20 protein-coding genes are annotated in these 18520 nt (G+C 72.7%); 7 read left to right on the forward strand and 13 right to left on the reverse strand.

Annotation, left to right across the window (positions count from 1 at the left end):
- Window positions 1–11 precede the first annotated feature (11 nt).
- Window positions 12–1001 (forward strand): ArsR/SmtB family transcription factor, encoded by a 990-nt coding sequence (locus T398_RS11960; protein ID WP_496446659.1) that lies wholly within the window; start codon window positions 12–14, stop codon window positions 999–1001.
- Here T398_RS11960 and T398_RS11965 read toward each other — a convergent pair.
- Window positions 956–1522: an Lrp/AsnC family transcriptional regulator gene (locus T398_RS11965; protein ID WP_496446661.1), complete on the reverse strand. Its 567-nt coding sequence runs from the start codon at window positions 1520–1522 to the stop codon at window positions 956–958. The genes T398_RS11960 and T398_RS11965 overlap by 46 nt on opposite strands.
- A gap of 154 nt (window positions 1523–1676) precedes the next feature.
- On the opposite strand from T398_RS11965, the gene hppD reads away from it, so the two are divergent.
- The 3 genes from hppD to hisC all read left to right on the forward strand — a co-directional run bounded on the left by hppD (window position 1677) and on the right by hisC (window position 5025).
- Window positions 1677–2882 carry a 4-hydroxyphenylpyruvate dioxygenase gene (gene hppD / locus T398_RS11970; protein ID WP_496446662.1) on the forward strand — a complete coding sequence of 402 codons (1206 nt, stop codon included), beginning with the start codon at window positions 1677–1679 and terminating at the stop codon, window positions 2880–2882.
- A 98-nt stretch (window positions 2883–2980) separates the two neighbouring features.
- Window positions 2981–3925, forward strand: a complete 945-nt coding sequence (locus T398_RS11975; protein WP_496446664.1) for an RDD family protein — start codon at window positions 2981–2983, stop codon at window positions 3923–3925.
- The gene (hisC, locus tag T398_RS11980; protein ID WP_496446666.1) at window positions 3922–5025 is read left to right on the forward strand and encodes a histidinol-phosphate transaminase; all 1104 of its coding nucleotides are present in this window, start codon (window positions 3922–3924) and stop codon (window positions 5023–5025) included. The genes T398_RS11975 and hisC overlap by 4 nt, the downstream gene beginning before the upstream one ends.
- 37 nt (window positions 5026–5062) lie before the next feature.
- On the opposite strand, the gene T398_RS11985 is transcribed toward hisC, so the two are convergent.
- From T398_RS11985 to T398_RS12005, 5 genes are all read right to left on the reverse strand, one after another.
- A complete protein-coding gene (locus tag T398_RS11985) occupies window positions 5063–6313 on the reverse strand; it encodes an outer membrane protein assembly factor BamB family protein (RefSeq protein ID WP_496446667.1) in 1251 nt (416 codons plus the stop codon).
- 53 nt (window positions 6314–6366) lie between these two features.
- Window positions 6367–6831 (reverse strand): SRPBCC family protein, encoded by a 465-nt coding sequence (locus T398_RS11990; protein ID WP_496446669.1) that lies wholly within the window; start codon window positions 6829–6831, stop codon window positions 6367–6369.
- 98 nt (window positions 6832–6929) lie between these two features.
- Window positions 6930–7139 carry a DUF397 domain-containing protein gene (locus T398_RS11995; protein WP_496446671.1) on the reverse strand — a complete coding sequence of 70 codons (210 nt, stop codon included), beginning with the start codon at window positions 7137–7139 and terminating at the stop codon, window positions 6930–6932.
- Window positions 7140–7393: 254 nt separating this feature from the next.
- The gene (fahA, locus tag T398_RS12000) at window positions 7394–8590 is read right to left on the reverse strand and encodes a fumarylacetoacetase (RefSeq protein WP_496446673.1); all 1197 of its coding nucleotides are present in this window, start codon (window positions 8588–8590) and stop codon (window positions 7394–7396) included.
- Window positions 8587–9450, reverse strand: coding sequence for a hypothetical protein (locus T398_RS12005; RefSeq protein ID WP_496446675.1), 864 nt, complete (start codon window positions 9448–9450; stop codon window positions 8587–8589). The genes fahA and T398_RS12005 overlap by 4 nt, the downstream gene beginning before the upstream one ends.
- 86 nt (window positions 9451–9536) lie before the next feature.
- Between T398_RS12005 and T398_RS12010 the strand changes: the two genes are divergently transcribed.
- On the forward strand, window positions 9537–10703 hold the full coding sequence (locus T398_RS12010) for a homogentisate 1,2-dioxygenase (RefSeq protein ID WP_496446824.1): 1167 nt from the start codon (window positions 9537–9539) through the stop codon (window positions 10701–10703).
- Window positions 10704–10706: 3 nt separating this feature from the next.
- On the opposite strand, the gene T398_RS12015 is transcribed toward T398_RS12010, so the two are convergent.
- Genes T398_RS12015 through T398_RS12030 form a run of 4 tightly spaced genes read right to left on the reverse strand, consistent with a single transcriptional unit; the run spans window position 10707 to window position 13479 of the window.
- Window positions 10707–11732 (reverse strand): tetratricopeptide repeat protein, encoded by a 1026-nt coding sequence (locus T398_RS12015; RefSeq protein WP_496446677.1) that lies wholly within the window; start codon window positions 11730–11732, stop codon window positions 10707–10709.
- Between the two features lie 10 nt (window positions 11733–11742).
- Complete coding sequence (ispF, locus tag T398_RS12020; protein WP_496446678.1) at window positions 11743–12228, reverse strand: 2-C-methyl-D-erythritol 2,4-cyclodiphosphate synthase; 486 nt, start codon at window positions 12226–12228, stop codon at window positions 11743–11745.
- A 13-nt stretch (window positions 12229–12241) separates the two neighbouring features.
- Window positions 12242–12937, reverse strand: coding sequence for a 2-C-methyl-D-erythritol 4-phosphate cytidylyltransferase (gene ispD, locus T398_RS12025; protein ID WP_018217441.1), 696 nt, complete (start codon window positions 12935–12937; stop codon window positions 12242–12244).
- A 56-nt stretch (window positions 12938–12993) separates the two neighbouring features.
- Window positions 12994–13479, reverse strand: coding sequence for a CarD family transcriptional regulator (locus T398_RS12030; RefSeq protein WP_012015454.1), 486 nt, complete (start codon window positions 13477–13479; stop codon window positions 12994–12996).
- A 322-nt stretch (window positions 13480–13801) separates the two neighbouring features.
- Between T398_RS12030 and T398_RS12035 the strand changes: the two genes are divergently transcribed.
- Window positions 13802–14470: a hypothetical protein gene (locus T398_RS12035; RefSeq protein WP_496446680.1), complete on the forward strand. Its 669-nt coding sequence runs from the start codon at window positions 13802–13804 to the stop codon at window positions 14468–14470.
- Here the strand turns inward: T398_RS12035 and T398_RS12040 are convergent.
- The 3 genes from T398_RS12040 to T398_RS12050 are packed head-to-tail and all read right to left on the reverse strand — an operon-like array spanning window position 14450 to window position 17476.
- Complete coding sequence (locus T398_RS12040) at window positions 14450–15511, reverse strand: type III polyketide synthase (RefSeq protein ID WP_496446681.1); 1062 nt, start codon at window positions 15509–15511, stop codon at window positions 14450–14452. The two genes, T398_RS12035 and T398_RS12040, sit on opposite strands and share 21 nt — an antisense overlap.
- A gap of 34 nt (window positions 15512–15545) precedes the next feature.
- On the reverse strand, window positions 15546–16709 hold the full coding sequence (locus tag T398_RS12045; RefSeq protein ID WP_496446683.1) for an acyl-CoA dehydrogenase family protein: 1164 nt from the start codon (window positions 16707–16709) through the stop codon (window positions 15546–15548).
- On the reverse strand, window positions 16706–17476 hold the full coding sequence (locus tag T398_RS12050; RefSeq protein ID WP_496446685.1) for a methyltransferase domain-containing protein: 771 nt from the start codon (window positions 17474–17476) through the stop codon (window positions 16706–16708). Before T398_RS12050 ends, T398_RS12045 begins: the two co-directional genes overlap by 4 nt.
- 45 nt (window positions 17477–17521) lie before the next feature.
- Between T398_RS12050 and T398_RS12055 the strand changes: the two genes are divergently transcribed.
- The gene (locus T398_RS12055) at window positions 17522–18448 is read left to right on the forward strand and encodes a UbiA family prenyltransferase (protein ID WP_496446687.1); all 927 of its coding nucleotides are present in this window, start codon (window positions 17522–17524) and stop codon (window positions 18446–18448) included.
- The last annotated feature ends 72 nt before the right edge of the window (window positions 18449–18520 follow it).

Below are 18520 nucleotides of genomic sequence, written 5' to 3' on the forward strand. Positions count from 1 at the left end.
AAAGGGGCAGCATGCGGATCGAGGTGACCTCGGCGGACGTGGCGGTGAGCCGATACGCCATCTCGCCGCTCGGGGAGGCGATGTCGGCGCTGCGGCTCTGCGCCGGGCAGTACACGGTCACCGGGCTGACCCCGTGGGTGACGCGGAACCGCCCCGCGTTCGAACAGCTGCGGCGACGCGTGCCGGCGGTCGACGCGCTGCTGGCGTTACAGCGCCGGGACGCGTACAACGCGGACTTCATCCAACCGCCACCGGACGGCACGGCACGGGAGTTCACCGACGAACTCGCCCTGGTCCGGGCGACCCCGCTGGCGCGGGCCCGCGCCGAGTTGGCCCGCAACCTCGCCGGCCACCGCACCCCACCGGCGAACGCCCGCCGCATCTACGAGTCACCGGTGGTGGTGGACCGGCTCGCCGACGGGATCGAAGCGGCCTGGGTCACGCTGGTCGAGCCGGAGTGGCCGCGGCTACGGGCAGTCCTGGAGCGGGACCTGCTGCACCGGGCCGGGCGGCTGCTCGCGTACGGCTGGGGTGCGGCGGTCGCGGACCTCGACCCCCGGCTGCGCTGGGTCCCCGGCCCGGCCGTCGGCTATCTCGACATCGCCGACCGGGACCCGCGGACGTACCCGCTGACCGGGCGCGGGATGCTCTTCGTCCCCACCGTCTTCGGCACCCTGATGTGCTACGTCGAGCAGCCCGGGCCGTACGCGATCGTCTACCGGGCCGCCGGGGTCGCCGAACTACTCGGCCCCCCGGACCCGGCGCGGCCGGTGGAGGCGCTGGACCGGCTGGTCGGTCGGGGCCGCGCCACGGTGCTGCGTGCCCTGACGGCCCCCGCGACGACCAGCCAGCTCGTCGCCCAACTCGGTCTGAGCCTGGGCGGCGTCGGCGACCATCTGGCGGTGCTACGCGAGGCGGGCCTGGTGACCCGCGCCCGCGCCGGCCGGACGGTCCGCTACCGCCGCACCTCGCTGGGGGACGCGCTCGCCGAGAACGGCTGACCGGCCCCGGCGCCCTCCGCGGCCGGCGGTGACGTTGCCCGCAGCGCGGAGCGGAGCAGGGGCAGGACCCGGTGCGGGATCTGCTCGGCCAGGGCGATGATCGTCGAGGTGCGTCGGATGCTCTCGTGCGACACGATCTGGTCGATCACCCGTTGCAGGTCGGCGTTGGAACGGGCCACGATTCGGCAGAGCAGGTCACCGGAGCCGGTGATGGTGTGCGCCTCGAGCACCTCCGGGATCGCCGCCAGGTGGGCGACGACCGGATCGCGCCCGTGTCGTTGGCTGATCTCCAGGGTGACGAAGCTGGTCACCCCGAACCCGACGGCGGCCGGGGACACCACGGGGCCGAAACCGTCGATCACCCCGCGGGCGATCAACTTGTCCAGCCGCGCCTGCACGGTGCCCCGGGCCACCCCGAGGCGACGGGAGCACTCCAGCACTCCGATCCGCGGCTCCTCGGCGAAGAGCTCGATCAGGCCAACATCGAGGCTGTCCAGCTGGACAGTATGACCAGGGTTCATAGGTCAGGACCCTACTGCTTGCACAACCTGACCAGCCAGATCAACGACAGTTGCCCAGTGACCGGGAACACAGCGATATTCACGGGAGGAACACGGCACTGACGGAACACGGCTGCGGCCCACCAGGCCGGCCGGTACGCGAGGGAGGGCCACCATGACCCAGGCGATCGACCGACCCCAGTCGCACGACGAGGTCGAGGCCGACCTGCTGGTCGGCGCCGTTGACCACGACATCAGCCGCGACCCGTTCCCGGTCCGGGGCCTGGACCACGTGCATTTCCTGGTCGGCAACGCCAAACAGGCCGCGCACTACTACTCCACCGCGTTCGGCATGACCTGCGTGGCCTACCGGGGGCCGGAGCAGGGCTACCGGGACCACGCCCAGTACGTACTGACCAGCGGTTCGGCGCGGTTCGTCCTCACCGGCGCGGTCCGCCCGGACGCGTCCGGCGCGGAGCAGGTCGCCCGGCACAGCGACGGGGTCTGCGACATCGCGCTGGAGGTCCCCGACGTGGACGCGGCGTACGCGCACGCCGTCGCCCAGGGTGCGACCAGCCTGGCCGAGCCACACGAGGTCAGCGACGAGCACGGCACGGTCCGGCTCGCCGCCATCGCCACCTACGGCGACACCCGCCACACCCTGCTGGACCGCTCCCGCTACCACGGTCCGTTCCTGCCCGGCTACGTCGCCCGCCGACCGATCGTCGACCGCCAGCCGATGATCGACGCCGGGGTCCAGCCGAAGCGCTTCTTCCAGGCCATCGACCACGTCGTCGGCAACGTCGAGCTGGGCCGGATGGACGAGTGGGTCGAGTTCTACCAGCGGGTGATGGGCTTCACCAACATGGCGGAGTTCGTCGGCGACGACATCGCCACCGACTACTCGGCGCTGATGAGCAAGGTGGTCGCCAACGGCACCCGGAAGGTGAAGTTCCCGCTCAACGAGCCGGCGGTCGCCCGGAAGAAGTCGCAGATCGACGAGTACCTGGACTTCTACCAGGGCCCCGGGGCCCAGCACATCGCGGTGGCCACCAACGACATCCTGGCCAGCGTGGACGCGATGCGTGCGGCGGGCGTGGACTTCCTGGAGACCCCGGACTCGTACTACGACGACCCGGAGCTGCGGGCCCGGATCGGCGAGGTACGGGTGCCGATCGAGGAGCTGAAGGCCCGCCGGATCCTGGTCGACCGGGACGAGGACGGCTACCTGCTCCAGATCTTCACCAACCCGGTGCAGGACCGCCCGACCGTCTTCTTCGAGCTGATCGAGCGACACGGCTCGCTCGGCTTCGGCAAGGGCAACTTCAAGGCGCTCTTCGAGGCCATCGAGCGGGAACAGGAGAAGCGCGGCAACCTGTGACGGCCCCGGGAGGTTGGCGGCCCGGCGGCCGCCAACCCCCGGGCCGCCAACCCCCGTCGTTAAGGTGTCCAGGTGAGCGAGCAGAACGAGGTGGCGCGGTGAGCGTCGCACCCGGTTGGTATCTGGACCCCGCGGACCCGGGCACCCGGCGGTACTGGGACGGCGAGGGTTGGCTCGGTGCGCCCATCCCGGCCGAGGCCACGCCCCCGGCGGGCCCGCCGCCGCCCGAGCCCGAGCCCGAGCCCGAGCCCGAGCCCGAGTCGAAACCGGCTACCCGGCCCGACGAGCCCGGCCCACCCGCCGGCCATCCGGGCACCGTGGCGGGCCAGCCCGCCCCGTCCGGTTCCGGCACCCCGCCACCGGGCTACGGGCCACCACCGGGTGCGCCGTACCCGGGGAAAGCCGGTGCGCCACCACCGGGCGCGCCGTACCCGGCCTGGCCCGGCCAGCAGCCCGAACCGCGTCCGCACGGGCTGCCGCTGGCCGGGTTGGGGGCCCGACTGGTAGCCCGCCTCATCGACATCGCCGCCGTCCTCGCACTGAACGTGGTGGTGAACTTCTGGTTCGTGTGGCAGTACATCCAGCAGATGTCCCCGCCCATCGCCGAGGCCTGGCGCCGGATCGTTGAGCAGGACAGCACCACCGAGCAGCTACCGGCGGCGGGGGAGCAGGCCGGCGGCCTCCAGATCGCGGTTCTGTTGATCGCCACGGCGCTCTGGATGGCCTACGAGGTGCCGTCGATGGCCAACCGCGGGCAGACCTTCGGCAAGCGGGTGATGGGCCTGCAGGTGCTGCCGGTGAGCGCCGTCGCCCCGCTGGGCTTCGGGCGGGCGCTGCGCCGCTGGAACACGCTCGGCCTGCCCACCCTGCTCTGGTTCTGCTGCGTCGGCTTCCTGCTGCAGCTCATCGACTCCCTCTCCCCGCTGTTCGACCGTCCGCTCCGGCAGGCCCTGCACGACAAGCGGGCGCAGACCGTGGTGGTCCAGCTACCCCGCACCCCCGTCCCGAACGACCGCCCCGCACCACCGGGAGACACCCCATGACCGATACCGGACGACGCCGGCCAGCGCCCCGGCTCACCCGCGCCGACCTGGACGTCCTGCCCAGCTACGTGCCGGGACGCAGCCCGGCCGACCTGGCCCGCGAGCTGGGCCTGCCCGAGGCGATCAAACTGGCCAGCAACGAGGTGCCGTACGGGCCGCTGCCCGGGGTGGTGGCGGCGGTCACCGAGGCCGCCGCCGGCGCCCACCGGTACCCGGACATGGGCGTGTTGGCGCTGCGCGCGGCCCTCGCCGAGCAGTACGGGGTGGACGCCGAGCGGATCGCCACCGGCTGTGGCTCGGTGGCGCTCGCCGATCACCTGGTCCGGGCCACCTGCATGCCCGGTGACGAGTTGCTCTACTCCTGGCGCTCGTTCGAGGCGTACCCGATCATCGCGGCGACCAACGGGGCGACCAGCGTACGGGTCAGCAACGACGCCGGGCACGGGCACGACCTGACCGCGATGGCCGCCGCGATCACCGACCGCACCCGAATGGTCCTGGTTTGTAACCCGAACAACCCCACCGGCACCGCAGTACGCCGGGCCGAGCTGGAGCGCTTCCTCGACCAGGCCCCGGACGACGTGCTGGTGGTCATCGACGAGGCATACCGGGAGTTCGTCACCGACCCGGAGGTGCCGGACGGCCTCAGCTATCTGGACCGACCGAACGTGGCGGTGCTGCGGACCCTGTCGAAGGCCTGGGGCCTGGCCGGGCTGCGGATCGGCTTCCTGGTCGCCCAGCCGGAGGTGGCCGCGGCCATCCGAAAGGTGGTCACGCCCTTCTCCGCCAGCGCGGCAGCCCAGGCCGGCGCGCTGGCGGCCCTCACCCAGGCCGCCGAGGTACGGCGGCGCTGCGCCCTGGTCGTGGCCGAGCGGGGCCGGGTCACCGAGGCGGTGCGCAAGCTGGTCCCGGACGTACCGGCCAGCCAGGCCAACTTCGTCTGGCTGCCCCTGGGCGAACAGGCGGTGGAGTTCGGCCGGGCCTGCGAGTCGCGCGGCGTGATCGTGCGACCCTTCCCCGGCGACGGAGTCCGGGTCACCATCGGCACCCCCGCCGAGAACGACGCCTTCCTGGCCGCGGCGGAGGCCGCGCTCGGCTGAGCCACGGCGGTTCTCTCGCCGCGAGCTGACGACCTGCTCAGGTCGCGGCGAGCAGAACCGGTCGCGAGGTGAGGAAGTAACGCTGATCGTCCGCCTCCGCGTCGACCGGGAGACGGAGGCACTCCACCGCCAGGTAGCCGTCGACCGCGTACGCCGCGCCCGGGGCCCACGATGTGCTGTCGGTGCCGAGTGAAAGCTGGAACCGGGATCGCTGATCCCCACTGACCGAATCAAACGTGATCAGATTGTTGCTTTCAGTAACCAGATGGACCCGGTCCGGTTCCACCGCGAGCACCCGGGCCCCGCCCACATCCTCGTGCCGCCACCGCTCGTTCCCGGTCCGCGCCTCCCGGGCCACCAGGGCACCATCCCGTACGCCGACGGCGACGTCACCGGCGAGCCGGGTGTCCGGCGCGTCCAGCACCGGCGCCGCCACCGGCTCGCCCGGGCCGAACAGCCAGCCCCGAGCCGCGTCGTCACCCGGCCCGACAGCCGTACGGAGGCCGGCGCAACCGGATCGACCCGAGTGGCAGCCGAGCGGGGTGACGACCAGTGTCTCCCCACCGCCCGGCGGGCTCCAGCGGGTAACGGCGCCGGTGGCCGCGTCCCGGAAGTCGATGGTCACCGCCGGGCCGCAGGAGTCGACGCTCACCAGACCGCCCGCCGTGGTGGTGCCGATCGCCTGCTGGCACCCCGGCCGGAGGTCGGACTGCCAGAGTCGCTGCCCATCGGCCAGATTCCAGCCGGCCATCGCATCCCCGCCGGCAGCGAGCACCACCGAGGTGTCGGCAGCCGAAGCGACGAAGAGCCCCGCCGGGTTCCACACGAGATCCGCACCGGTTCGCCGGGACTCGGTGTCCCGCTCCGGCACCGGCCCCTCCGCCCGCCAGGCGATCTGGCCGGTACGCCCGTCCAGCGCCACCACCTGGCCGTCCGACCACTGGGTCACCACGGTGTGGCCGCTCGCCACCACGCCCTCCAGTTCGGCGGGCCAGCGACGGAAGGACCAGTACGGGGTACTTCGATGCTTGAACTCGACCGGCTCGTCGGCGTAAACCTGGCGCTCGGCCGCGTACACCCGGATTCGGCCGTCCACCACCAGCGGCGCCACCGGCAGCCGCGCGACGAGGCCGGGGGACGGAGTCGCCGCCGTGGGGTATGCGCCGGCCGCTGCGGTGCTGACCTCGGCCGGGGCCAGCACCCGATAGACCGTGGCCGCCACCGCCATCAGCACCACCACGACCACCGCCGCCACTACGAACAGCCGGCGGCCTGTCGGGAAAACCATGCGCACCTCCGCCCGGAACCCTACCCAGCAGGCGGCGCCCGACTGCGGCGCGGTTACCGGACCGGCGCGGCCCGACCGGCGGCGGCGAGCTCGGCGAGGTCGCGGCGCAGCGCGCCGGCGACCGCCCGCGCGGCCAGCTCGCCGAGGAAGAACGCGACGATCCGGCCGCGGGCACCGGCGGGGACCGCCTCCTGGGTGACCGTGACCACCGTGTTGCGTTCACCTCGACACCGGGCCGGGCGCAGCGCCCAGGTGGTCCGGTAGTCCACCTCCCGGCCGGACGACGCGAGCACCAGCCGGTGCGGCGGCACGGCCTCGACCACGACAAACTCCTCGATCAGCGCCGCCCCGTCCGGCTGGGAGCGGACCTCCCACCAGGCGGTGCCCGGGCCGAACTCGCCGCGAGTCAGGACCACCCGACCCGGGGCGGCGTGGGTGCGCACGGCCAGGTCGGTGAGCAGGCGCCACACGTCGTTCGGCTGCGCCTGGATGGACCGCATGACCGTCACCCGCGACATACCACCTCCCGTGGCGTCGACGGTACGCGCTGTGACCGCCGCGCGGGTCCCGCCGCCGGCTATCGCTGGACGGCCGCCCCGCACGGCCCCCTCGCCACTCAGCTACCGAGCTCTCCGGCCCGGACCGCTCGGATGAACCTCGCCCATCCCGGACCCCCCACCGCGAGGGCCGGACCAGATCTGTCCTTCGAGTCACGTACGGCCACCACGCCGAGCGCCTCGACCAGGTTGTCGGCCACCTCCACACAGAGCCCCTGGTCGTTGGAGCGGCTGCTGGATCGCCAGACCGCACCTGGGAAGTCGTTCATCCTTCACCCTCCTGTCGCCGTGCCGCCAACCGGCTGCGAGCCCGACCCCGGGGAGCAGGCCCGTACCGCGTGGCGACGGATCCGATCGATCAACGTGACAGGAAGGGAGCCCGATCGGACGACCTGTGCGATCCGCCCGTACCGGTGGAGGTTTCTCGCCCGGTACGGGCGGACGTGGGCGCACCGGTGCTGTCGCTGCGGCCCCGCGGCGCCACCGGGGCGGCGCAGACCGGGACGGAAGGGGTATTCGCTGGTCAGCGGGGGGCGACGATGGTGCCGGTGACCTCGCCGAGGCCGACGGTCGTGCCGTCCGGGCCGGGCGCGGTGCCGGTGATGGTGATGCTGTCGCCGTCGGCCAGAAAAGTACGTTCGCTGCCACCGACCCGGACCGGCTCCGTCCCGCCCCAGGTCAGCTCCAGGAACGAACCGACCTGACCGCGCTCGGCGCCGGAGACGGTGCCGGAGGCGTAGAGGTCGCCGGTGCGCAGCGCGGCTCCGTTGACGGTCAGATGGGCCAACTGCTGCGCCGGGGTCCAGTACATGGTGGCGAACGGCGGCTCGCTCACCCGCTCACCGTTCCACTCCACCGACAGGCGCAGATCGAGCCCGAGGTGGGGCTCGTCGCACAGGTAGTCAGCGACCGGTGGATCCTGCTCCGGCGCCGGCACGAACGCCGCACCGAGCGCCGCCAGCGGCGTCACCCACGCCGCGACCGAGGTGGCGAAGGACTTGCCGAGGAACGGTCCGAGGGGTTGGTATTCCCAGGCCTGGATGTCCCGGGCGGACCAGTCGTTGACCAGGACCACGCCGAACACGTGGTCGGCGAAGTCACCGACCGGGACGCGGCTGCCCAGCGGACTGGGCACACCCACCACAAAGCCCACCTCCGCCTCGATGTCGAGGCGAACCGAGGGACCGGTGACCGGACCCTGCGGAGTGGCCCGCTGGCCACACGGCCGGACGATCGGGGTGCCGGAGACCACGACGGTGCCGGCCCGACCGTGGTAGCCGATCGGCAGGTGCTTCCAGTTGGGCAGCAGCGGCGGCTGGCCCGGCCGGAAGATTCGACCGACGTTGCTGGCGTGCTGCTCGGAGGAGTAGAAGTCGACGTAGTCCGCCACGTCGAAGGGGAGCAGGAGCTCCACGCTCGACAGTGGCCGGAGCAGCGGCTGGACCGCCGCCCGGTGGGAGCTGTCGGTGAGCAGCTCGACGATCCGCTCCCGCACAGCCGTCCACTGCGGACGCCCAAGCGCCATGAAGTCGTTCAGCCGTGGGCGGCTCAGCGTACCGGCGGCCAGTACCAGGCCGGCCTGCTCGGCGCCGCCGAGGTCCAGCACGTGGGCGCCGACGCGTACACCCACCCGCGGCTCCCGGTCGGCGGTACGGAACACCCCGTACGGCAGGTTGTGCAGCCCGTACGGCGAGCCCTCCAGGCCGGTCACCCAGGTCATGCTTCGATACCCCCGTTCACCAGCCCCAGCTGGATCAGATCGGTCAGTGGTTCCAGGATGCTGCACGAGCCGTAGCCGACCCAGAGCGGACGCGCCGCGTCCAGCCGCTGCGCGATCGGCGCGAGCAACGGCCGCGGGTCGGTGGCGCGGAGCAGCTCGGTGACCCGCTCCACCTCGGCGCCCCCGGCCGCGACGAGCGCGGCGGCGAGCACGTTCGCGAAGCCGTGGTGGGTGAAGCCGGTCTCCCGGTCCAGGTGTCGCACCGCGTGGTGCAGCCCGGCGGTCAGTTTGAACGGCAGCCCCCGCTGCTGACACCCGTGGATCACCGCGGCCAGCTCGGCGGAGGTGGGGAAGAGCTCGGCGGCGAGGCCGCCGGTCCGGAACTTCGCGGCGACGGACAGCCCGGCGGCGCGGGCCTCAACAAGCCGGTCCAGCGCCCCCATCAAGCCGAAGGTCAGCGGAATCTCGGCGTAGACGGTGCGCCCGGCGAGCTGCTCCGCCATCGGGAGAAGCTTGGCCAGGCCCGGCTGCGGGTCCACGCCGCGGGCGGCGACGGCGACCTCGACCTGCTGGATCGTGACGCCGGGGGGCACTGCGGCGAGGGCGTCCGGGAGGCCGGCTGGTCCGGTGTCTCCGATCAGCCCGACCACGAGTTCCTCGGCCGGATCGACCAGGGCGTGCAGCTCCCGATTAAGCACTGTGGAGGCGGGGACCAGGAGCGGGCCGACGAGCTCGGCGTACCAGGACGAGCGGTGCTGCCGGTGCGCCGGAACGGCGTCGGGCAGCGACGCACTGCCGGGCGGGAAGACGGCGGCGTCGTCGACGAGGCCGGCGAGGAGTCGGGGCAGCTTCGTTGACACGAGACAACAATCTACGGGACGCTAAAAGAGCGGACAATAGCGTCCGATTTTCGGACACCGTGGATGATCTGCTCGGGGAGGGCGAGATGCCGTACTACCGCCGCGTCGGCGAGGTGCCACGCAAGCGCCACACCCAGTTCCGTCAACCCGACGGCCGCCTCTACGCCGAGGAGCTGGTGGGCCAGGAAGGCTTCTCCGACGACTCCTCGCTGCTCTACCACCGGCACGCACCGGCCGCCATCGTGGCCGCCGAGGAGTTCACCCCACCGGCGGTCACCTGCACACCGAACCTCCCACTCAAGCCCCGCCACCTGCGCACCCACCAACTCGACGGGGCCGCCGCCGACCCGGTGCTCGGCCGGCGCTACCTGCTCGGCAACGACGACGTCCGGATCGCGTACGTGCTGGCCGACCAGCCCTCCCCGCTGTTCCGCGACGCCACCGGCGACCACTGCCTCTACCTCGAATCCGGCACCCTGCGGGTCGAGTCCCCCTTCGGCTCCCTCGATGCCGTCGCCGGCGACTACGTGATCATCCCGACCTCGACCATTCACCGGCTCGTACCCACCGGCACCGAGCCCGTCCGGCTGCTGGCGGTCGAGGCGGCCGGCCACATCGGCCCGCCCAAGCGCTACCTGTCGGTGCGCGGCCAGTTCCTGGAACACTCGCCGTACTGCGAGCGGGACGTCCGGGGACCGGACACCCCGCTGTTCGTTGCCGGCGAGAACGTCGAGGTTCTGGTCCGGCACCGACGCGGCTGGACCCGGCACGTCTACGCCAACCACCCGTTCGACGTGGTCGGCTGGGACGGGCACCTCTACCCGTGGGCGTTCTCCATCCACGACTTTGAGCCGATCACCGGCCGGGTCCACCAGCCCCCGCCGGTGCACCAGACATTCCAGGGCCCGAACTTCGTCATCTGCTCGTTCGTCCCCCGCAAGGTGGACTACCACCCCGACGCGATCCCGGTGCCATACCACCACCACAACGTCGACTCCGACGAGATGCTCTTCTACACCGGGGGCAACTACGAGGCGCGGCGCGGCTCCGGCATCGGCCAGGGGTCGATCTCACTTCACCCGTCGGGCTTCACCCACGGGCCGCAGCCCGGCGCCGCCGAACGGTCGATCGGCGTTGACTACTTCGACGAGCTCGCCGTCATGGTCGACACCTTCCGCCCACTGGAGCTCTGCGACGCCGCCGCGGCCTGCGAAGACGACGCGTACGCCTGGACCTGGGCGCGGCGCGGGTAGCCCTCAGCGCACCGAACGGGCCAGCGCGGTGACGACGGCGAAGGCCGCCACCGCGATCGCCAGGACCAGCGGCCAGACCGTACCGACAAGGGTGTAGAGCAGTAGCAGCACCGGGGCCGCGGCAGTCGCGTACCCGGCCAGCGCCAGCGGCCGGTCGGAGCGCAGCAACTCCGGCAGGATCGTGCGGGCCACCCCGGGCAGCTTCGCCGCGTACCGCCACACCAGCAGCCCGCCACCGAGGGCGGCCGCCGCGGCGACGGCCCGGGACAGCCCCGGGCTGCCCACCGCGAAGCAGGCGATCAGCACCGCGGCGACCATGGACCAACCGGCACCAACCACGACCAGCTGGCGAAGACCAGCCGAGATCGTCCGCACCGAGTTGATCCGGCCAGGGCTGATCGCCGCCGCGGCGGCGAGGTGCTCCAGCGCCTCACTCCACCGGCGCTGCTCCAGCCGCAGCACCCCGATGTCGTGCCGCGCCTCGGCGAGCTGCGGATCGAGCCGCAGCGCTTCGGTGTACGCCCGCTCGGCCAGGTCGTACAGCTGCAGGTTGGCCGCGACCAACCCGAGCACCAGATGCCCCGCCGGCTCCTGTGGCGCTAGCTCCACCCCCCGCCACGCCGCGTTCAGCGCGGGCTGACCATTACGCGAACCAGCCAGGATCGCCGCGCCGCTGCGCTGGGCGTACGCGTCCGCCGGCCCCAACGCGAGAATCCGGTCCGCGGTCCGGGCCGCCTCCCCGTGCTCGGCCAGGTCGGCCAGGGCCATCCCCCGAGCGACCAGGGCGGGGACCGAGTCCGGCGCGACCGCCAACGCGCCGTCGGCGGCGGTGAGCGCGTCCGCGGGCCGCCCCGCCGCGAGCTGCACCCGGGAGAGCTCGGTCGACACCGCCGCGTGGGCGGGATCAAGGGCGAGGGCGAACCCCAACTCGGTGCTGGCCTCGTCGTAGCGGCCGAGCTCGGCGAGGAGCCGGGCGCGCTGCAGGTACCCGTCGGCGGCGGAGCGGTCAGAGGTGGGTTCGCTGGACATCGCTGCGAGCCTAGGCGGCCGGGGCTGCGTAAACCAGGGCCACCGCGATGCCGGTCAGGCCCTCGCCACGGCCGGGGAAGCCGAGCCCGTCGGTGGTGGCGGCGGAGACACTCACCGGGGCGCCCACCGCCGCCGAGAGCACCTGCTGCGCCTCGGCCCGACGCGGTCCGATCTTGGGGCGGTTCCCGATCACCTGCACCGACACGTTGCCGATCGTGTAGCCGGCCGCCCGCACCCGGCGGGCGCTCTCGCCGAGCAGGGCCACCCCGGAGGCACCAGACCACTCCGGCTGCCCCACCCCGAAGTTGGCGCCGAGATCGCCCAGGTCGGCGGCGGAGAGCAACGCGTTACACGCGGCGTGGGCGGCAACATCCGCATCCGAATGCCCGGCCAGGCCGTCCTGCCCGGGCCAGTGCAGGCCAGCGACCCAACATGGCCGGCCGGACTCGAAAGCGTGCATGTCAACGCCGATGGCAACCCGCGGAACGATCACCATCCGAGGGTACGGGTCAGCGGTCGATCGCCAGCAGGTGCTCGGCCAACGCCAGGTCGAACGGGCGGGTGACCTTCAGGGCGTACTCGGAGCCGGGTACACAGACCACCGGCACCCCGAGCTTCTCGACCAGGCCGGCATCGTCGGTGAGCGGGTCGGTGGCGGCGGCGTGCGCGGTGGTCAGTACTGCCCGCCGGAACCCCTGCGGCGTCTGCACCGCCCGCAGCGCGGAGCGATCGACCGTGCCGAGGACCTCTTCACTGACGCCGACCTCCTTGATGGTGTCGACCACCGGGAGCACCGGGATCACCGCGTCGTGACCGGAGCGGACCGCCGCGGCGACCGACTCGACCAGCCCGGGCGGGGTGAGCGCTCGGGCCGCGTCGTGCACCAGCACGATCTCCGGGCCGGCGGGGACCGCGGCGAGCGCGGCGGCGACCGAGGCCTGCCGTTGCGCTCCGCCCGGCACCACGGTGACCGGCGCCACCGGGGCCAACAGTTCGCGGACCGCGACGAGATCCGGCGCCGGAGCGGCCACCACCACGGTGTGCACCGAGGCGGCGGCGGCGAGCCGGCGGACCGCATGCACCAGGAGCGGCTCCCCGTCCAGCAGCCGGAGGGCCTTCGGCCGGCCGGGGCCCAGCCGTACGCCGGCACCGGCCGCAGGCACGAGGACCGCGACGTCACCGCGCGGATCAAGCTGCGCGGTCACGTCGCGGTCCTCGGTGATTTACTCATGGCAGATCGGGTACGACGATCAGGTGCGGATCAGGCTTCGGTCAGCACCTTGTCGAGCAGCGTCTCCGCCTCGTCCTTGGTGCTCTTTTCGGCCAGTGCGACCTCACCGACGAGAATGTCGCGGGCCTTGGCGAGCATGCGCTTCTCGCCTGCGGACAGCCCCCGCTCCCGCTCCCGACGCCACAGGTCGCGGACGACCTCGGCCACCTTCAGCGGATTACCGGAGGCCAACTTCTCAAGATTCGCCTTGTAACGCCGTGACCAGTTGGTCGGCTCCTCGGTGTGCGGAGCCCGGAGCACGTCAAAGACCTTGCCGAGGCCCTCTTCGCCGACCACCTCGCGCACACCCACGATCTCGGCATTCTCCGCGGGAACCCGGACCGTGAGGTCACCCTGCGCGACCCTGAGAACGAGGTACTGCTTCTCCTCGCCCTTAATGACCCGAGTCTCGATTGCCTCGATGAGTGCGGCCCCGTGGTGGGGGTAAACAACGGTCTCGCCGACACTGAAAACCATAGGTTCGAAACCCCTTTCGCTGTGTCTAGGGTAACACGCTCAGACACCGGTGTCTCACCGCTGCCCTGACCGTTGGCGCAGCTCAGGGGCCCTGTGAGAGGGATTTCTTCAGCTTGACAGGAAGCCAGACCGAAGTATTGAACACGCTCCGTAACGGCAGTATGCCGTCGCGGCTGAGTGGCGAAACCCGGGATCCAAGGCGATGCGCTCGACTCATGGTAGCCCGCGCCCCCGACACTCGCCCACGCCTGGCGGGAGCGGTCCCGGTGCGGCAGGCTGGACAAGAGCCCGCCTCAGGCTCGCCAGGAATCCAGGGGGTTCAATGGGCAGGCCCGCCGCGGACGACGACTCCGGACTGCCGGAGCTGCCACCCGAATGGGGCCGGGTGGTCGTACCGGACAACGCCGCAGAGCTCTCGGCCGAGGCCAAACAGCTCCGCCGGGAACTGAACCGGCCGACCCGGCCCGCTTCGACCGTGCCGGCGCTGCTGACCCTCCTGATCGCCATGGTCACCGTGTTGGCCGGGCTGAACGCGACCATCTGGGCCCAACCACCCCCCACCCCACCGGCGTCAACCCCGGCCACACCCGCCGACCTGAGCGGGCGGACCCTGCCCGCGTTCGACCTGGTGGACAACGGTAAGCCGGTGCCGCTGCGGGGCCTGCTGCCCGCCGTGATCCTCCTCACCGACGCGTGCGCCTGCCCGACCGAGGTGGCCAACACCGTCGCCGTCGCGCCACCCCGGGTCACCGTGGTCATCGTCAACCCCGCCCCCGCCCCCGCCGTACGCGCGTCGCCCCCCGCTCCGGAGACGACCCTGCACGCGCTCGACGACCCGGCTGACGGGCTACGCGCCTTCCTCCGCCTGCCACCCCGCGCCGGCGTGGCCAGCGCGCTGCTCGTCGACCGCTCCGGGGTCGTACGGAAGGTGCTCCCCGAGCTCCGCTCCACCGCCGACTACGAACCCGAGCTAGCTCGCCTCGCCAGCTGACCGTTCGAGGAGGCCCGCATAGAGGGTCAAGCCCGGGCCGAAGGCCAGCATCACCACCCGTCGTGCCGGCACGACCGCTCGGTGCAGTCGGTCCAACACCAACAGCACCGTCGGCGACGAACAGTTGCCCCGCTCGGCCAGCGTCTCCCGGGACGCCGCCAGGGCGGCCGCCGGCAGGGCGAGTTCCCGCTCCACCACGTTGAGGATGCGGGGACCGCCCGGGTGCACCGCCCAGCCGTCCACCTCCGGCCGCCGCAGGCCATGCTGGGTGAGTAGGCCGTCCACCAGCGCCCGTACCTGCGTCGAGAGCACCTGCGGCACCTTCGGCGACAACCCCATCCGGAACCCGGTATCGGTGACATCCCAGGTCATGTGATCGGCGGTGGAGGTGTCGGTCACCGAGGCGACCGCCCGCACCGCGTACCCGGGGCCACCGGGCACGACCACGGCGGCCACCGCGGCGTCGGAGAAGAGCGCGTGCGAGACGATCTGCTGGGTGTCCACCCGGGCGGTGGCGGGCTGAATGTGCAGGCTGGTCAGCTCGGCGCAGAGCAGCAGGGCGGGTTGACCTCGGGCGGTCACGAAGTCGCTCGCCACGCCCAGCCCCGGCAACGCGGCATAGCAGCCCATGTGGCCGACGAAGACCCGCTGCGCGCCCGGCGCCAGGCCGAGATCGCGGGCGAGGAGAATGTCCAACCCCGGGGTCGCGTATCCGGTGCAGGAACAGACCACGAAGAGCCCGACGTCACCGGCGGCCAGACCGGCGGCGGTGAGCGCCCGCCCCACCGCCTCCTTGCCCAGCGGCAGCGCCTCCACCTGATAGCGCCGCATCCGCCGCTCGGTCGACCAGTCAGAGACATCCTCCAGCACCGGATTGACCGCGGCCTGCCGGCGCTGCACCCCCGAGTTGGCGAAGATCCGTTGGGCCAGCGCCCGGGTGGTTCCGGAGTAGTGCCGGGCGAAGAAGCCCTCCCACAACTCGCCCTGGTCGGCCGACGGCGGATGCGCCGTACCGATCCCCGCGATCACCGGCACGGCCATGACGCCCACCCTTCGTTCTGATCTCCCAGCACGTTCACCAACGAGGGGCCGACCCGTCACGGTCCGGGTCGCCACCGAGCACGGCGACGCCGAGCCAGTCCGCGCAGACGTCGGAGGTGGCCGGGTGCAGCGAACCGCAACGCGCATCCCGGTAGAGCCGCTCCAACGGATGCCCCCGCCGAGTGGCCCCGGTGCCGGCCGCCTCCAGCACCGAGGCCGCCACGTCGGCCGCGGTGGTGCCCGCCAGCAACTTCGCTCGCCAGACCCAACGGTTCGTCTCGGCATCGCCCGGCGCCTCGTCCACCCGCCGGGCCGCCTCCACCACCACCAGGTCCGCCGCGGCCACCGCCGCGTCGGCGCGACCGAGCCGGGCCCGGACCGCCGGCAGACCGCCGAGCTCACGGGCGTTCAGGTGCTCGGCCGCGGCGTCGATCGCGGCCCGCGCGACCCCGACGTACACCGCGGCGTAGCTCGCGACCAGCCAGTGCGGCATCAACTGCGCCACGACCAGAGCCAGCCCCTCGACCCCGCCGAGCAGCCGGTCTGCCGGCACCGTCACCTCCAGGTGCAGGTCGTGCGAGGAGGTGGACCGCATGCCCAGCGAGTCCCAGGTCTCCTCGACGGCCAGCCCGTCCCCGGCCGGCACGAGAAACTGGGAGACCACCGAGGGATCAGCCGCGCTCCGGGCGGCCACCAGATAGCCGTCGGCGTGGCCGGCACCAGAGCAGAAGGTCTTGCTCCCCTTGATCCGCCAGCCACCGGCAACCGGCTCGTACACCGTACTGAGCTGCGAGAGTCGGGCCCCCGCCCCGCGTTCGCTCATCGCCACCGCGTACCAGGAGCCATCCGCCGCCGCCCGCAGCAGCCGGTCCCGCGCCGCCAACGCCCCGTCTGGCAGGCCGAGCGTCTCGGCCAGCTCCTCGGTCACCGCGCACAGCGCGCCCGTGACCGAGGCGTGCATGTTGAACACCAGCGCGGTCGCGCCGTTTCCCCGCGCCAACTCGGTCGCGACCGCCGCGTACTCCCCGAAGGTGGCACCGAGGCCGCCGAGCTCCCGCGGCACCATCAGGCCGAACAGGCCCGCCTCCCGGAGGTCCCGGAAATCGTCGGCCGGGAAGGTGCCGTCCCGGTCGTGGTCGGCCGCCCGGGCGGCGAATCGCGGCGCCAACCGGCGGGCCACCTGCACAGCCTGCGTCATGCGACCGTTCCCTCCTCAGATCCATTCGTCCGCGTCTGATCGCGCTCGCGCCGGCCCCAGCCCTGGTAGAGCACCGCCGTTGACCAGGTCGGCACGATGCGTGGGGGCACCCCGCCCGCGCCCCCTATCCGCCGGGCCAGCCAGCCGAGCACCCGGATCAGCTGCGGTCGAATCCCGCGCAGCCGCAGGTTGACCCCGTACCGGGCACATTCGGCGACCAGCGCGCAGGCGTCCACGAACAACCGTGGGTCGTGGATCCCCCGCGGGACCGTGGGCAGCCGCTCGCCGATGTGGACGGCGAGCAGGCGGCTCAGTGCGGTGTCGTTGAGCGTGTCGAGGACGAGCAGCCCGCCCGGGCGGAGTAGCCGGCAGGCCTCGGCCACCACCGTTCGCCAGTCGGGAACGTGCTCCAGCAGCTCGCCCGCGGCCACCACGTCGGCGCAGCCGGAGGCGAGCGGCACGGCGGTCGCATCGGCGTTGAGCACCACCACGTCGTGCCCGGCGGCCTGGCGCAGCGCCGAAGCGGTGAGGTCGACCCCAACGTGTCGATAGCCCTTGCCGGCGAGGTGCGGGGCGAGGAGCCCGGCACCACAGCCGAGGTCAACCAGGACGGCGCCGGGACGCGACGCCGCCGGCACCAACGCTGCCCGGGACTCGGCCAGCCAGTGCAACATGGCGAAGGCGCCGTCCGGCCGCCACCACTCCCCGGCCAGATCGTCGTACTGGCGCGGATCATTGCGCGGCAGGGTGCGGCCAGCCTCTGGCATGGACCGAGCGTGGCACGACTGCCCGGTAACGACCAGACTTCCCTCATGACCTCCTCAGTGCTACGGCGGGTCGCGCGGGTGCTGACCCGACCGGACCGAGCCGGGCCCGCCGCCGGCGGCTCGGGAGCGGCCCGCACCCGGCCGGTGGTGGCCCTGCTCCGGGCGAGCCATCCCGAGCCAGCAGCCGCGGTCACCACGGTGGCCGGCCTGCTCGCCTGGGGTGTCGGGCACCGGTTGGCGGGGGTGGTCGTCGTGGTGCTCACCGTGGCCGCCAGCCAACTCGCCGTCGGGTGGACCAACGACGCGCTCGACGCGAAACGGGACACGGTGGTCGGGCGGCCCGACAAGCCGGTCGCCGCCGGTCTGGTCAGCCGTCGCACGACCGCGCTGGCCGCCGCCGCGGCCAGCCTCGCCACCCCGCTGCTCGCGCTGACGACGAACCGGGCCGCCGCGGCGGTAGCCACCGCCGGGCTGATCTCCGCGCTGCTCTACAACTGGCCGCTGAAGTCCTCGCCGCTGTCGGTCCTGCCCTACCCGGTCTCCTTCGGGTCGTTGCCGGCCTTCGTCGTGCTGGCTCTGCCGGGCGCGGGAACGCCACCGGCCTGGCTGGTCAGCGCCGCGGCCCTGCTCGGCGCCGGCGCGCACTTCGCGAACGTACTGCCCGACCTCGACGACGACGCCCGCACCGGCGTCCGCGGGCTGCCCCACCGGCTCGGCGCGGGCGGCAGCCGGACCGCCGCCATCGGGCTCCTGCTCGCCGCGACCGCCACCCTGGTCTTCGGGCCGCCCGGACCACCGTCGCCGGTCGGGCTCGCCACGGTGGCCGCCGCCGTCCTGACACCACCGCTACTCTGGTACGGCGAGCGCGTCACCAACCGCGTCACGACCCGGTCGGCGGCCGTCTTCCGGGCGGTTTTGGTAATCGCCCTCATCGATGTGATTCTGCTTTTGACCAGCGGGCCATTGGTTTGAACACCCTCACAGCGGTGGCATACCCGGGTCGGCGTGCGGAACTGGATCAGTCCCAACTACCCTGGAGCGCGG

Source organism: Salinispora goodfellowii (assembly GCF_059570675.1).

Bases quoted from the DNA above. Each gene is read 5' to 3' on its own strand.
- T398_RS11985 (WP_496446667.1), bottom strand. From the start codon at position 6,313: ATGGTTTTCCCGACAGGCCGCCGGCTGTTCGTAGTGGCGGCGGTGGTC.
- T398_RS12015 (WP_496446677.1), bottom strand. From the start codon at position 11,732: ATGTCCAGCGAACCCACCTCTGACCGCTCCGCCGCCGACGGGTACCTG.
- T398_RS12035 (WP_496446680.1), top strand. From the start codon at position 13,802: ATGGGCAGGCCCGCCGCGGACGACGACTCCGGACTGCCGGAGCTGCCA.
- hppD (WP_496446662.1), top strand. From the start codon at position 1,677: ATGACCCAGGCGATCGACCGACCCCAGTCGCACGACGAGGTCGAGGCC.
- fahA (WP_496446673.1), bottom strand. From the start codon at position 8,590: ATGACCTGGGTGACCGGCCTGGAGGGCTCGCCGTACGGGCTGCACAAC.
- hisC (WP_496446666.1), top strand. From the start codon at position 3,922: ATGACCGATACCGGACGACGCCGGCCAGCGCCCCGGCTCACCCGCGCC.
- T398_RS11960 (WP_496446659.1), top strand. From the start codon at position 12: ATGCGGATCGAGGTGACCTCGGCGGACGTGGCGGTGAGCCGATACGCC.
- T398_RS11990 (WP_496446669.1), bottom strand. From the start codon at position 6,831: ATGTCGCGGGTGACGGTCATGCGGTCCATCCAGGCGCAGCCGAACGAC.
- T398_RS12055 (WP_496446687.1), top strand. From the start codon at position 17,522: ATGACCTCCTCAGTGCTACGGCGGGTCGCGCGGGTGCTGACCCGACCG.
- T398_RS12050 (WP_496446685.1), bottom strand. From the start codon at position 17,476: ATGCCAGAGGCTGGCCGCACCCTGCCGCGCAATGATCCGCGCCAGTAC.
- T398_RS12010 (WP_496446824.1), top strand. From the start codon at position 9,537: ATGCCGTACTACCGCCGCGTCGGCGAGGTGCCACGCAAGCGCCACACC.
- T398_RS11965 (WP_496446661.1), bottom strand. From the start codon at position 1,522: ATGAACCCTGGTCATACTGTCCAGCTGGACAGCCTCGATGTTGGCCTG.
- T398_RS12030 (WP_012015454.1), bottom strand. From the start codon at position 13,479: ATGGTTTTCAGTGTCGGCGAGACCGTTGTTTACCCCCACCACGGGGCC.
- ispF (WP_496446678.1), bottom strand. From the start codon at position 12,228: ATGGTGATCGTTCCGCGGGTTGCCATCGGCGTTGACATGCACGCTTTC.
- T398_RS12045 (WP_496446683.1), bottom strand. From the start codon at position 16,709: ATGACGCAGGCTGTGCAGGTGGCCCGCCGGTTGGCGCCGCGATTCGCC.
- T398_RS12040 (WP_496446681.1), bottom strand. From the start codon at position 15,511: ATGGCCGTGCCGGTGATCGCGGGGATCGGTACGGCGCATCCGCCGTCG.
- T398_RS11995 (WP_496446671.1), bottom strand. From the start codon at position 7,139: ATGAACGACTTCCCAGGTGCGGTCTGGCGATCCAGCAGCCGCTCCAAC.